Source organism: Streptomyces sp. NPDC102278 (assembly GCF_044766345.1).
Lineage (GTDB): Bacteria > Actinomycetota > Actinomycetes > Streptomycetales > Streptomycetaceae > Streptomyces.
On sequence record NZ_JBIWLV010000007.1, the window covers coordinates 109,632 to 123,117 of the forward strand.

Here is a 13,486-nt window from a genome sequence, read left to right on the forward strand (position 1 = left end):
CGAGGCTGACATTGTCATGCGCCCAACAGGTAAAAAGCATGTGTCCGGCGTGCGGATCCTGTGTTTGTCGGCAGCGGGGCAAGGGCACGGTAGCGAGGGCCCGAATCGTGCGAAATCCCCTACCGGGAGCAGCCCATGCCAACGAAGATCCTCATCGTCACCGGCGACGCGGCGGAGTCGCTGGAGGTCCTCTATCCCTACCAGCGCCTGCGCGAGGAAGGGTACGAGGTCCACATCGCCGCCCCGACGGTCAAGAAACTCCGGTTCGTGGTGCACGACTTCGAGGACGGGTTCGACACCTACACCGAGAAGCCCGGCTACACCTGGCCCGCCGACATCGCCTTCGCCGACGTGGTGACGGAGGACTACGAGGCCGTCGTCGTCCCGGGCGGGAGGGCGCCCGAGTACCTGCGCAACGACCCCGAGGTGCGACGGATCCTGGCCGCCTTCGCCGAGGCCGACAAGCCGATCGCGCAGATCTGCCACGGCCCGCTGATCACCGCGGCGGCCGGGACGCTGGAGGGCCGTCGGGTCACCGCCTACCCGGCCCTGGAGCTCGACATGAAGGCCGCGGGCGCGCGGTTCGAGGACTCCGAGGCGGTGGTGGACGGGACCCTGGTGTCGGCCCGCGCCTGGCCGGACCACTCGGCCTGGATGAGGGAGTTCCTGACCGTGCTGCGCGGCAAGGCCCCGGTGCTCTGACGCGCGGGAGCGCCGACCCCCAGCGGGCCGCGGGGGAGGGGCCGGCGGTGAACGGCCGCGTGTGATCGACGCCGCCGGCTCCGGGGTCCCGCCCCGGAGCCGACGCTCGTCAGTTGCCCGAGGTGACCCGCGGAGCGGGCTCGTTCTTGTAGTTCGCCGGGCCGAAGTTCTTCTTCACGGCCGCGTCCCAGGAGCCGTCCGAGACCATCTTCGTCAGCGCGCTGTTGATCTTGCGCTGGAGGTCCGCGTTGCCCTTCTTGATGCCGATGCCGTAGTTCTCGTTGCTGAGGTTCAACCCGATCAGCTTGAACTTGCCCGTGTACTCCTTCCGGGCCGCGTAGCCGGCCAGGATGGAGTTGTCGGTGGTCATCGCGTCGGCCTCGCGTGCCTGAAGGGCCACGACGCACTCCGAGTAGCTGCCGAGCTCCAGCAGGCTCGCCTTCGGGGCGAGGTTCTTCTTGATGTTCTCGGCGGAGGTCGAGCCGGTGACCGAGCAGAGCTTCTTGGAGTTGAGGTCCTCGGCCTTGGTGATGCTGTTGTCGTCGGCCCGGACCATCAGGTCCTGGTGCGCGATGAAGTACGGGCCGGCGAAGTCGACCTTCTCCTTGCGCTTGTCGCTGATCGAGTAGCTCGCGGCGACGAACTGGACCTCGTTGTACTGGATCAGCAGTTCCCGGTCGGAGCTGAAGACCTGCTTGAACTCGATCTCGCTCGGCTTGTAGCCGAGTTCCTTCGCGATGTACGTGGCGACGTCGACGTCGAAACCGGTGAAGGTTCCGTCGGGCTCGCGCATCCCGATCCCGGGCTGGTCGAACTTGATCCCGATGCCGATGGGCTCCTTGGGGTCGTCACCGCCACACCCGGAGGCGGTGACGGCGAGGGCGATCACTGCGGCGACCGCACCGGCCTTGGGAACCTTCATGCTGCACTCTTTCCTCGGGAACGCGGATCACGCGGGAACGGGGGCGAACGGTGTCGTGCGGAGTACCGGGTCGGTACGGGGTGGCGCGGGGAGCGGATCCGGTGAGGGTCCGGGCACGCGCGGAACCGCAGGGTCGTCGCGCACGTGTAGGAGGAAGCTAGGAAGGTGACGGGCACACCGTCACTACATCTGAGGAAAACTTGAGGGTAACAATCCGGTTCGGCCGAAGATTTACCGGTCGATCCGGGGCGTAGCCGGACAAGGGGGATCGGCGTGGCGAACGGTTCGGTACGGATCAACGGGAACGCGCTGCAGCTCGGCGACGGCGCGCAGGTCAGGTTCATCCGCACGCTGCGCCTCCCGGAGTCGGGTACGCACGCGCTCCCACCGGGCCTGGGGGAGTTCCCGTTGCGACGGGTCGAGGACCACCCGGACACGGTGCCGGCCGAGTGGCTCGCCAAGGGCGGGGTGATGCTGCCGGTCCACCTGCGCGAGGCGATGTGGCTGAGCTTCGCGGGGACGCGGGAGCCCGCGGCGCTCCAGGTCGGCGTGGGCAAGGTCTGCGCCGTCTCGGGCGAGCGGTGGACGGGGCGGATCGCCCGACGCCCGCAGAACTACGTGGTGCTCCCGCGTCAACCGTGGCTGGACGGGATCAACTCGGGCAAGGGGACGGTGCGTCAGTTCGTCGCCGTTCCGCTCGGCCTCGGGGCCACGGTGGAGGGACAGGTCACCGGCGAGGAGACCACGGGAGGCGTGCAGCTCCAGGCGTTCCCGCTCGGCCCCGAACCGCTGCGGCGTTGGCGCGAGGAGGAGCGGGCCCGGCTGACCCCGCCGCCGATGCCGCCGTCGGCCCCGATGCCGGCCGCGTTCGGAGGGTACGGGGGCGCGCCCGGCGCACCGGCGGCCCCGGGGGGCGCGCCCATGGCCGCCCGCGCCGCCGCCCCGGCGCGGTCGGCTCCCGCGATGGGCCTCGGGGTGGGCGGTTCCATGCGTCAGGAGGTGTACGAGGACACGCGGCCCCTGTCGGACTGGGCCGAGGAGCCGGCCGCGCGCGTCTTCGTCCACCTGGTGACCCCGCCCGAGTGGCGGCGCATCACGGGCGAGCCCGCCCCGCCCTCGCCGGTCGACCGGGCCGCCTACACCAGGGCCGGGCTGCCGTGGTTCGACTACTACGACGAGAGCGGTACCGACCTGCCCGCGACCGACACCCTCGGCGCGGTCAAGCCGGTCGGCGACTGGATCGGCGACGACCACACCCCGTGGGTCCCCCCGACCCCGTCCCAGACCCATCCGCTGGGCAACGCACCCCGCCCGGGCAAGCCCGTACAGGACGGGGACTGGTAGCGGACCCGTGCGGGCGGCCGGGGCGGGCCGCCCGCCCCGGCCGCCCGGGCAAACCGCCGCGAGGCCCGACTGGCCTGGAACGTGCGGTCGTCGACGCGGTGATCGCGGACGCGTGACAGCATGGCCGGGCCATACCGGTGCGCGGAGGGGGAGTTCGATGAGCGGAATTCGCAAGAGCCTGGCCAAGGTGCAGATCGGGTTGCGGTGGGACCCCAGCCCGGCCGGCACGCCCGCGCACGACCTCGACATACTGGCCGCGGTGTACGCGGCGGCGGCCCCGCACGGCGATCCCGTCTACCTCGTGCACTTCGGCAGTCGCGCGCCCGACGGCACCGTCACCCTCGACCGGGACAGCGACACCGGGCAGGGCTTCGGCTTCGACGAGGTGATGACCATCGAACTGGACCGGATGTCGACCGAGTTGGTCCGGGTGGTGGTGGGGGTGGTGATCCAGGACCCCGGCCCCGAGGGCGCCCGCACGAAGACCTTCGCCTCCGTGGCCGGTACCGGACTGCGGATCCGCGAGGGCTACACCGACCTCGCCGAGACCGACTTCGAGAGTGTCGCCCGGGCCACCGCGGCCACGGTCGCGGAGTTCGTCCGGGACGCCTCGGGCGGCTGGTCGCTGGACGCGGAGCCGGTCGGATTCGACACCGAACCACAGGAGTTCACCCGACTCATGGGCGCCGCCCGGTCCTGAGACCTGACGTGAGTCGGCCGCTCAGATCGGGCGGCGCCCACTCGTCGTGCGAGTGGGCGCCGCCCGGTCCGGCCGGCGCGCTGCCGCCGTCCCCACGTGGCAGCGCGGGCGGGTCGCCGTCCGGTCATCGGGAACGGCGGCCCACCTGTCTCAGGGGGTGGTGCCGGGTGCGGTCGCCGCGTCGGCGGGGGTGAGGCCGAGCGCGGGCAGCAGGGCCGCGTCGACGAACCGCACCAGATAGTCCGCGTCGGCGTACCGCCCCTCCAGCACCGGCCGGATCCGCAGGACGCCCATCAGCTGCGCCGGCAGGAACTCGACCGCCGGATGGTGCGCGGCGACCTCGCCCCGCGCCACCGCCCGCTCCACCATGGCGTCGAACGCCGCGAGCTCGGGCTCCACCAACGCCTCGCGCAGGGCGGCCTGGAGTTCCTCGTCACCGAGCACGGCGTGGCCGAGTGCCTGGGAGAGCCTGGTGTCCCGGCCGGAGGTGCCGGCCGCGAGCCGGGCCGCCTCGCGCAGGTCGCCCGCGAGGGTGCCGGTGTCCACGGCCGCCAAAGTGCCCTGCCGGTTCGCGCGCAGGGCGGCGGCGACCAGCCGCGGCTTGGTCTTCCACTGCCGGTAGAGCGTGGACTTGCCGCAGCAGGCGCGTGCGGCGACGCCCTCCATGGTCAGCGCCTCGTACCCGTGCTCGCGCAGCTGATCCAGGACGGCGTCGTAGAACTCCTGCACCCGCTCCGGGCTGATCTTGGACCGGCGCGCGGTGGTCGGCGGGGTCGACGTCATGGGATGCGGCCCTCCTCGGCGGCGTGCTGCGGGCCCAGGCGGCCCGCTGTGCCGTCCGGCGTGGTTCGAGTGTACGGCTACGCAAGCGTATCGGTACACCGGCGTATCGATACGCCAATGTATCGATACACTGGCGTGTCGATGTACGGCGAGGCCCTGACCGGACGAGCCCCGAACCAGCCGTGCGCCGAGGACAGGAAGCGAGACCGGGGGATGACCTCCCACACCACACCCGCGGACCCACCACCGGCAGGTTCGAAGGCCGCACGACGGCGACTCGTACGCGAGCTGCTGCTCGTCGCGGGCCTCTTCGCCGTCTACAAGGCGGGCCGTACGCTCTCGACGGGCCGCACCGAAGAGGCCTTCCGCAACGCCACGTGGATCTGGGACGCCGAACGCGTCCTGCACCTGCCCGGCGAGGGCGCGATACAGCGGCTGCTCCTGCACGGCGACGCCCTGATACACGTCGCGAACACCTACTACGCCGCCGTGCACTTCCCGGCGACCGTGCTCTTCCTGATCTGGCTCTACCTCCGCCGCCCCGGCCACTACCTGTGGACCCGCCGGGTGCTCGCCGTGCTCACCGGGGCCGCCCTCGCGATCCACCTGGGCTTCCCGCTGGCGCCGCCGCGGATGCTCGACGCCGCGCACCTCGTGGACACCGGGCAGGTGTACGGGCCCACCGTCTACCGGGCCGCGCCCGCCGCCGACACCATGGCCAACCAGTTCGCCGCCATGCCCTCGCTGCACTTCGGCTGGGCGTTGATGCTGGCCCTCGGGATGATCGCCGCCACCCGGTCGCGGTGGCGGGTCCTGTGGCTGCTGCACCCCCTGGTGACCCTGCTCGTGGTCGTCGGGACGGCCAATCACTACTGGCTCGACGCCATCGTCGCCACCGTGCTGCTGGGAGCCGCGCTGCTGGTCGTCCCCCGACCGGTGGCCGGGCCACGCGCGACACCGACGCAGGCACCGGCGCAGGAACCGGCGCAGGAACCGGCGTCGACGGGCCGGTCGGTCCCGCACCCCGTCCCGCACCCCGTCCCGCACCCCGCGGCGGCAGCACCGGCCGGCTCCGGCCCGGACGTACCCGTCCGCGCCGACGCGTACGGGGACCCGGCCGTGCACGTCCCCGCGACCGCCAGGGCCGGGCGATGAACGCCACCGCCCTCGCCGTCGCGCTCTGCCTGGCCTCCGCCGTGACCTACGCGGCCGCCGCCGTCGCCCAGGAACGCCTCGCCCGCGCGGCCGTCGCCCGCAGCGCCGGCGCGCTCCTCGGCAACGGTGCCTGGTGGTGGTCGGCCGGACTCAACGCCGCCGCCGCCCTGCTGCACGCCGCCGCGCTGCGGTACGGGCCGCTGACCCTCGTCCAGCCGCTCGGCGCCCTCACCCTCGTCGCCGCCGTGCCGCTGGGGGCGCGCGGCGCCGGCCGGCGGGTGGCGGCCACCGAGTGGCGGGGCACCCTCGCCACCGTCGCGGGACTCGGCCTGCTGCTGCTCCCGGCCTCCGGCCCCGCCCCCGACGACACCCTCACCCTGGCCGAGGCCTTGGCCGTGTCGGGCGCCACCGCCGCCGTGATCATGCTGCTGACGGTCCGCGGCGACGTGCGCTCGGGGCTGCGGCACGCGACGGCGTCCGGACTGGCCTCCGCCGCGGCCTCGGCCCTGACCCAGACCGTCACCGTCGCGGGCGGTCGCGGGGGATCACTGCTCAGCGTCCGGGTGATCGCGGTGGCCCTGCTCGTCGTGGTGTTCGCCGTCGGCGGGATGCTGCTGTCACAGCGGGCCTACCGGGGCGGGCTCGGTGCGCCGCTGGCCGTGGTCAACCTCGCCAACCCGCTCGCGGCCGCCGCGATCGGCATGGTCCTGCTCGGCGAGCGGCTCCAGGGCGGGGCCACGGGCATCGTCCTCGCCGTGGCCGGCGCCTTCGCGGCCGGCCGCGGGGTGCTGTTGCTCACCAGGACGACGCCGGGTGAACAGGCTTCCGTGCCCACCGCCCTGCCGACCCACCATGTGGCAGCATGACCGCCATGATCGAGCGGTCGTTCCTCTCCCTGTGGTCCAAGGACTCGGTGCTGTCCATCGGTTCGGTGGACTCGGTGCTCTCCATCGGCTCCGTCGGCAGTGTGCTGTCGGTCGCCTCGATCGGCTCGGCGCTCTCGGCCGTGTCGATCGGCTCGGCCCTGTCGCTGGGTTCGTCGGGATCCTGGCTCAGCACCGGCTCGGCGCTCTCCGCGTGCTCGACCTTCTCCGTCCTCTCCTACCGCTCCCGCGGCGGCCTCATGACGCTGGGCGCCGCCGCGGCCGTCGTCACCCTCGCGTACGCGGCCCGGGTACGGCGCGGCTGACCCGCGGAGAACCGTTTCGGCCGGCGGCGCGTCCTCCCTCGTGAGAACGCGTACGAACGCGATATCGCGCGACCGGAGCGGAGTGAACGACCATGGGCATCGTCGGCTGGATCATCCTGGGGCTGCTCGCCGGAGGCATCGCCAAACTGCTGCTGCCCGGACGGGACCCCGGCGGCCTCATCATCACCACCCTCATCGGCATCGCGGGCGCCTTCACCGGCGGCTGGCTCTCCGCGAGGTTCCTGGACCGGCCGATCCAGACCGAGTTCTTCGACGCGGCCACCTGGGGCTCCGCCATCGCGGGCTCGTTCGTCCTGCTCGTCGCCTACCGGATCCTCTTCGGGCACTCCCGCCGCTGACCCCCGCCCGCACGCCGCCTACGCCGACGACGGCGTGGTCCTCCTCCCGCCGGCCCCTACGAGGCCCGACCCCACCCGGCCGGGGCGGTCTTCACCCGCCCGGGGCGGTCTTCGTCTCCGGCTCGGCAGGGGCGAGAACCGGCCACCGTCGGACCGGCGGCCCTGGCGGCGCCCGGCCGGGCCGGGCTTCACTTCGGGCCCATGAGACGACACAGGATCACGGGCCTGCTCGGCGCGTTCGCGCTCGCCGCGGCCACCCTGGCCGGCGCCGGAACAACAGCGGCCGCGGCCCCGCCCGGCCCCACGACGGTACCCGCCTCCGCGGCCGTACCCGCCGGAGGCGAGCCGCCCGCCGAGTTCGGGACCGACTGGCACGACCCGCTCACACCCGGCCCGCCCATCGCCCGGCCGTCGACCCGGTCCTGCCGGGTGACCCTGGCGCGGGCCCGGTTCGTCGACTTCACCCCCTACCGGGGTGACTACGCGCCCCCGAGCGGCTGCGGCCGCGGCGACTGGGCCAAGGTGGTGCTCCGCCTCGACGGCAAGGTCAAGGGCCGCCAGTACGACCGCCTGGGCAACCTCGCCGTCGGCGGAGTGGAGATCCTGCGCACCTCCACTCCCGAGCCCTCGCCCGACGGCATCACCTGGTCCGTGGAGAAGGACGTCACCCACTACCGGGACACCCTCAGCCGGCCGCAGCCGGTCGAGATGCTGATAGGCAACGTCGTCAACGACACCTACACCGGCGTCATCGACGTCGACGTCACCCTCACCTTCTACGCCTCCGACGGTCGCACCCGTCCCGCCGCCGACACCCCGGACCGCGTCCTCCCCCTCACCACCCCCACCGTCATCACCCCCCGCAACACCGAGCGTCTGCTGGCGGAGGTGTACGCGACCGGCTCGGGCGGCGGCTGCGAGGAGTACTGGTACCTGACCGTCCCGGACGCCGCCCCCTACTCCTGCAAGGCGACCGACGGCCCCCACCGCGAGGTCCGCGTCCTCGTCGACGGACAGCTCGCCGGCCTCGCCGCCCCCTTCCCGACCGTCTGGACCGGCGGCTGGTCCAACCCCTTCCTCTGGTACGTGATCCCCGGCCCCCGCGCCTTCGACGTGCAGCCCATCCGCTACGACCTGACCCCCTACGCGGCGCTCCTCAACGACGGCCGCCCGCACCGCGTCGAGGTGTCCGTGGCCGGCGTCCCGGCCGGGCAGAGCGGCTGGAGCACCCCCACCAACCTCCTGCTCTGGCAGGACGCGGGACGGGCCGTCGTCACCGGCGCCCTCACCCGGCACGAGGAGGTCGCACCGACGGGCTCCTCCCGCTGGACCCCCGGCGCCGAACACCGGCTGGACACCGACGGCGGCCACGGCCTGACCGTCGCGGGATACCTCGACACCTCCCGCGGCCGGGTCGCCACCACCGTCACCCGCACGGTCCGGCACACCTCCACGCACCGCTGGACCGAGGGGGAGAGCCTCGACGCGCTCACCGCCGAGTGGACCGACCGGGAGAGCGTGACCCACGGTGCGACGACCACCCGCACGGATCGCGCGTACACGATGGACGGCCGGACCACCCTGGGCGCCGGGGACCGGCTGCGCACCGTCCTCTCGCTCGGCGACCGCGCCGACACCGTCGTCCTGCGCGGCGGCCGCGAGATCGACCGTTCGCGGCTCGACGACCGGTACACGGGTGACGCGAGCTACACGGCGAACGTCCCGCGCGAGGAGCGCCACGCGGTGGCCACCACCACGGCGCGCCACCGGCTGTACGGATCGCAGGCGCCCGGCGGGTGCCACGACCGTACGCTCACGACCGTGCAGGGCGTGCTGACGGTGGACCGGCGGGGCTGCTGACGCCCGCGCCGCCTACGATGACCGCCCATGGACACGAGTGAGGCCGGCAGACAGCCGGTCGACGGCCGCTTCGAACTGATCGGCCCCCTGGGCGCCGGAGGCATGGGCACGGTGTGGCGCGCCCGCGACATCGCGTTGCACCGCGACGTCGCACTGAAAGAGGTGCGCCCGCCGGACCCGGCGACCGCGGCCGCGCAGCCCGGGCTCGTCGTCCAGTTGCGGGAACGGGCGGTGCGCGAGGCCCGGGCACTCGCCCGGCTCACGCACCCGAACGTGGTGACGATCCACCACATCGTGGAGCCCGCGCCGGGCGGCGAGGGGCATCCGTGGATCGTGATGGAACTGGTCAAGGGCGGTTCGCTGCACGACCGGCTGGAGTCGGGGCCGATGCCCGTCGCCGACGTGCTGCGGATCGGACTCGACGTGCTGTCGGCGCTGCGGGCCGCGCACGCCGAAGGGGTGCTCCACCGTGACGTGAAACCGGCCAACGTCCTGCTGCGGCCGGAGGGCTCGGCCGTGCTCACCGACTTCGGCATCGCCGCTGTGCACGGATCGACCGCGCTCACCTCGACGGGCGCGCTGATCGGCTCGCCCGAGTACATCGCACCCGAACGGCTGCGCGGTTCCGAGGGGTTGGCCGCCTCCGACCTGTGGTCCCTCGGCATGACGCTGTACGTCGCCGCCGAAGGCGTCCACCCGCTGCGCCGCGCCACGACCATGGCCACGATGGTCGCCACGCTGGAGGATTCGATTCCGGCGCCGACGCGTTCCGGGCCGCTGGGGCCCGTACTGGAACGGCTGTTGGTACGGGATCCCGCCGCGAGGCCCGACGCCGAGCAACTGGGGCAACTGCTCCGGAACGCGAGCAGTGCTCTCCAGGGCACACCGCCCGCACCGGCACCCGTCCCCGCCTCCGTACCGTCGCCCGGATTCGGGCCCTACGGGCCGCCTCCCACGGCCGTGAACCCGCCCACTGCGCCCTTCGGCCCGCCGGGCGGCAATCCCTACGCGATGACCGCCCCCGTGCCGGCCGCCCGGACCCCGCGCCGCCGGCCCGTACTGCTCGCCGCACTGGTCGCCGTGCTCCTCGCGGGCGGCGCCACCCTGGCCGTACGGCTGCTGGCCGATGGCGACGACGGCGCCCGCGACGACGCGAAGGGAGGCCCGGCGGCCTCCCGCTCCGCCGACCCCTCGGCCGGCGCGAGCCCGGCCGGCGCGACGCCCTCCACCGGCACACCGTCCGCCTCCACCCCCGCCGGGCGGACCGACTCCCGCCCGGCCGTCGCCAACCGCGGCGACCTGCTCACCCCCGACGGCGCCCGCGCCGGCCTGGAGGCCCTGAAGCAGGGCACCGGCACCACCACGTTCGTGAGGCTGGTGGTCTACCCGGAGTACATGCTGGCCGACGTACCCACCGCGCCCGGCGCGAAGACGTACGACAACTGGCAGTACCGCGACGGCGTCGCCCGGCGCCTCGCCCCGGGCGGGACCATGGCCGCCAACGCCCGGCCGATGGACATGTCCGCGGTCAAGTGGGACGCGCTGCCGAGCCTCCTGGACGAGTCCAGGGAACGCCTCGGCGTCGCCGTGCCCAGTCAGCGGTACCTCATCCTCGACGTGTGGTCGGACGACACCCCGGCCGTCCGCCCCTACATCAGCGACCCGTACGGCCAAGGCGGATACGTCCTGGCGGGCGTCGACGGCAAGATCAAGAAGGTGGTCCGCAGCTGACGACCCGCCGGCCGGGGAGTCCGTGCCGACCTCAACCGGACGCGGTGGTAAGGCGGATGGTCCCCGGAGCCGGCCCCGACGACCGCGAGCCGGCTGTGACGGCCGCGGCCCGGAACGGGCCCCGGCGCGGGAGAGCGGCTCAGTAGGGCCCGTTGACGTTGTCGATCGAACCGTAGCGGGCGGCCGCGTAGTTGCAGGCGGCGGTGATGTTCGCGACCGGGTCGTAGGAGTCCTCGGACGTGCCCGGCACGTGGTACGCGCGGAAGGTCGGGTCGATGACCTGGAGCAGACCCTTGGAGGGAATGCCCGCGGCGGCGTTGGAGTCCCAGTTGTTGATCGCCAGCGGATTGCCCGAGGACTCCCGCATCACATTGCGGTGAATTCCCTCGTAGCTTCCGGGAATGCCGTGTTGGGCCATCACGTCCAGCGACTCGCGTATCCAGCCGTCCAGGTTGTTCGTGTACGCGGTCGCCGGTCTCGCCGCCGCCGCGGTCTTCGCCGCCGCGCCGAGGGACAGCTTGAGCCCGGGCCGGATGACCGCCGGGTCGGCGCCGACGACCCCGCGGTTCGCCTCGTAGAGCTGCGCCCATCCACCGGTCAGCGCGTGCTTGGCCGCGATCGTGGACAGCGTGTCGCCCGCGACCACGGAATACGTGGTGGGAGCGATGCTCTCGGCCGCGCCGGCGGTGCCCGCGCCGATCAGCGGGAGGGCCAGGGCGGCGCCGCCCGTGCCGGCGACGGCCAGCTTGCGGACGATCGAGTGCTGCTTCGGTCGGCGGTGCTTTCCCTTTGCGGGCATGGCGGAATTCCTCACGTGGGGGTGCGGGGAGCGTCCCTGGCGGTGAGGGGAATGAACGCTGGGCCACCGGGAACGAGGTGACCGTAAGACAGCCTGTGGGCGCCGAACAAGCCTGGAATTGCGTCGGGTGATCGACATCCCGCATTCGGCCCGGTTAATGACCTTGGGAATGGGAAGCGGAGAATGTCGATTCCCTTTCCAGGGAAAGGGAATCCGGCTCTTGCGTGGAATTGATGTTGAAGGGTCCCGCGTGACTCACATCACGGGTGCGCGGCCGCAGGCGGAAAACAGGGCAAGTCGCCCCTCTGTCTACCTGATTCGGGCGACCCGCCCGTTGGTTGCGAATCGCCCATCATGGTTCCTTTCCGGCGCGCATTCCGGTCGACCGGTGTCGGGGTCGCGACCCGGGGCGCGTGCGCGGGACCACGGCCGGTTCGGCTCCGCGAAGACCGCCGCCGACAGCCGGGCAGGCGCGCGGCCCAGCGCCCGCGCCGCGCGCCGGCGACCCGGACGTCGCGCTGGTCCCCGAGTACGACTTCGTCCCCACGCCCCGAGAAGCCCGGGCTGACCACCGAGCCCACCGTCCTCGCCCTGGTCGCGGCTGGCCATCCCGCGTTCGCCGCGGCGCTGCGGGCCGCCGTCCCACCGGAACTGGTCGGTCCACGGAACCGGCCAGTTCGCGCGCCGAAGGGTGACACGGCTCCCGCGCCGCGTGCCGTCCGTGTACGTTCGATGATCCAGACGGATCCGATCAGAGTGGGGTACGACGTGACACATCGCGTACGAGGGGTCATCGCCCGGAGCAAGGGCGCACCGGTGGAGACGACGACGATCCTCGTGCCCGACCCGGGCCCCGGTGAGGCCCTGGTCAAGGTCCAGGCCTGCGGGGTCTGCCACACCGACCTGCACTACCGCGAGGGCGGCATCAACGACGAGTTCCCCTTCCTCCTCGGCCACGAGGCGGCGGGGATCGTCGAATCGGTCGGACCGGACGTGACGTCCGTCGCGCCCGGCGACTTCGTCGTCCTCAACTGGCGCGCGGTGTGCGGAACATGTCGGGCCTGCAAGCGCGGCCGCCCCTGGTACTGCTTCGCCACGCACAACGCCACCCAGCCCATGACCCTGGAGGACGGCACGCCGCTCTCCCCGGCCCTGGGCATCGGCGCGTTCGCGGAGAAGACGCTGGTGGCAGCCGGCCAGTGCACGAAGGTGGACCCGGCCGCCTCGCCCGCCGCCGCCGGCCTGCTGGGCTGCGGCGTGATGGCCGGCCTCGGGGCGGCCCTGAACACGGGCAACGTCGGACGGGGGGACTCCGTCGCGGTCATCGGCTGCGGCGGCGTGGGCAACGCGGCCGTCGCGGGAGCCCGGTTGGCCGGCGCGTCGAAGATCATCGCCGTGGACCTGGACGACCGGAAGCTGGAGTGGGCGCGGGGCCTGGGCGCCACCCACACCGTCAACGGACGTACCGACGACGTGGTCAAGGCCATCCAGGCACTGACCGACGGCAACGGAGCGGACGTGGTCATCGAGGCCGTCGGCCGCCCCGAGACGTACCGACAGGCCTTCTACGCGCGCGACCTGGCCGGGACGGTCGTCCTGGTCGGCGTGCCCACCCCGGACATGAAGCTGGAACTCCCGCTCATCGACGTGTTCGGACGCGGCGGCGCCCTCAAGTCCTCCTGGTACGGGGACTGTCTGCCCGAACGCGACTTCCCGCTGCTCGTCGACCTCTACCTCCAGGGCCGGTTGGACCTCGACGCCTTCGTCTCCGAGACCATCGCGCTCGACGGGGTCGAGGAGGCCTTCGGCCGCATGGAGCGCGGTGAGGTGCTGCGGTCGGTGGTCGAGTTCTGATCCCGCTCAATCTCCCGATCCGCCTCCCGCGCCCCGATCCCGGCGACCAACCCCGGTGATCGAGGCGCGGCGGTTCGGAAGGCGGGGC

Annotated in this window: 13 protein-coding genes; 10 read left to right on the plus strand and 3 right to left on the minus strand. The window is 72.9% G+C overall.

Annotated elements, in window-relative coordinates:
* Nucleotides 1–135 precede the first annotated feature (135 nt).
* Nucleotides 136–702: a DJ-1/PfpI family protein gene (locus ACIRO3_RS19050; protein ID WP_361775668.1), complete on the plus strand. Its 567-nt coding sequence runs from the start codon at nucleotides 136–138 to the stop codon at nucleotides 700–702.
* A 109-nt stretch (nucleotides 703–811) separates the two neighbouring features.
* On the opposite strand, the gene ACIRO3_RS19055 is transcribed toward ACIRO3_RS19050, so the two are convergent.
* Nucleotides 812–1,624 carry a glutamate ABC transporter substrate-binding protein gene (locus ACIRO3_RS19055; RefSeq protein WP_361775671.1) on the minus strand — a complete coding sequence of 271 codons (813 nt, stop codon included), beginning with the start codon at nucleotides 1,622–1,624 and terminating at the stop codon, nucleotides 812–814.
* 273 nt (nucleotides 1,625–1,897) lie between these two features.
* Between ACIRO3_RS19055 and ACIRO3_RS19060 the strand changes: the two genes are divergently transcribed.
* Both ACIRO3_RS19060 and ACIRO3_RS19065 read left to right on the plus strand, forming a co-directional pair.
* Nucleotides 1,898–2,968, plus strand: a complete 1,071-nt coding sequence (locus ACIRO3_RS19060; RefSeq protein ID WP_404138001.1) for a hypothetical protein — start codon at nucleotides 1,898–1,900, stop codon at nucleotides 2,966–2,968.
* Between the two features lie 157 nt (nucleotides 2,969–3,125).
* Nucleotides 3,126–3,668 (plus strand): TerD family protein, encoded by a 543-nt coding sequence (locus tag ACIRO3_RS19065; RefSeq protein WP_361775676.1) that lies wholly within the window; start codon nucleotides 3,126–3,128, stop codon nucleotides 3,666–3,668.
* A 150-nt stretch (nucleotides 3,669–3,818) separates the two neighbouring features.
* On the opposite strand, the gene ACIRO3_RS19070 is transcribed toward ACIRO3_RS19065, so the two are convergent.
* A complete protein-coding gene (locus tag ACIRO3_RS19070; protein ID WP_404138005.1) occupies nucleotides 3,819–4,451 on the minus strand; it encodes a TetR/AcrR family transcriptional regulator in 633 nt (210 codons plus the stop codon).
* A 213-nt stretch (nucleotides 4,452–4,664) separates the two neighbouring features.
* Here ACIRO3_RS19070 and ACIRO3_RS19075 point away from each other — a divergent pair, with 213 nt between their 5' ends.
* The 6 genes from ACIRO3_RS19075 (at nucleotide 4,665) to ACIRO3_RS19100 (ending at nucleotide 10,745) form a co-directional block, all read left to right on the plus strand.
* On the plus strand, nucleotides 4,665–5,606 hold the full coding sequence (locus ACIRO3_RS19075; RefSeq protein ID WP_404138499.1) for a phosphatase PAP2 family protein: 942 nt from the start codon (nucleotides 4,665–4,667) through the stop codon (nucleotides 5,604–5,606).
* Nucleotides 5,603–6,472 carry a hypothetical protein gene (locus tag ACIRO3_RS19080; protein WP_366001611.1) on the plus strand — a complete coding sequence of 290 codons (870 nt, stop codon included), beginning with the start codon at nucleotides 5,603–5,605 and terminating at the stop codon, nucleotides 6,470–6,472. Before ACIRO3_RS19075 ends, ACIRO3_RS19080 begins: the two co-directional genes overlap by 4 nt.
* On the plus strand, nucleotides 6,469–6,795 hold the full coding sequence (locus ACIRO3_RS19085; protein ID WP_404138009.1) for a hypothetical protein: 327 nt from the start codon (nucleotides 6,469–6,471) through the stop codon (nucleotides 6,793–6,795). The genes ACIRO3_RS19080 and ACIRO3_RS19085 overlap by 4 nt, the downstream gene beginning before the upstream one ends.
* A gap of 92 nt (nucleotides 6,796–6,887) precedes the next feature.
* Nucleotides 6,888–7,154 (plus strand): GlsB/YeaQ/YmgE family stress response membrane protein, encoded by a 267-nt coding sequence (locus tag ACIRO3_RS19090; RefSeq protein ID WP_366001610.1) that lies wholly within the window; start codon nucleotides 6,888–6,890, stop codon nucleotides 7,152–7,154.
* 201 nt (nucleotides 7,155–7,355) lie between these two features.
* Nucleotides 7,356–9,014, plus strand: a complete 1,659-nt coding sequence (locus ACIRO3_RS19095) for a peptide-N4-asparagine amidase (protein WP_404138012.1) — start codon at nucleotides 7,356–7,358, stop codon at nucleotides 9,012–9,014.
* A gap of 27 nt (nucleotides 9,015–9,041) precedes the next feature.
* Complete coding sequence (locus ACIRO3_RS19100; RefSeq protein WP_404138015.1) at nucleotides 9,042–10,745, plus strand: serine/threonine-protein kinase; 1,704 nt, start codon at nucleotides 9,042–9,044, stop codon at nucleotides 10,743–10,745.
* A gap of 139 nt (nucleotides 10,746–10,884) precedes the next feature.
* Here the strand turns inward: ACIRO3_RS19100 and ACIRO3_RS19105 are convergent, their stop codons facing one another.
* A complete protein-coding gene (locus tag ACIRO3_RS19105; protein ID WP_361775694.1) occupies nucleotides 10,885–11,544 on the minus strand; it encodes a LysM peptidoglycan-binding domain-containing protein in 660 nt (219 codons plus the stop codon).
* 768 nt (nucleotides 11,545–12,312) lie between these two features.
* Between ACIRO3_RS19105 and ACIRO3_RS19110 the strand changes: the two genes are divergently transcribed.
* The gene (locus ACIRO3_RS19110) at nucleotides 12,313–13,398 is read left to right on the plus strand and encodes an S-(hydroxymethyl)mycothiol dehydrogenase (RefSeq protein ID WP_365999861.1); all 1,086 of its coding nucleotides are present in this window, start codon (nucleotides 12,313–12,315) and stop codon (nucleotides 13,396–13,398) included.
* The last annotated feature ends 88 nt before the right edge of the window (nucleotides 13,399–13,486 follow it).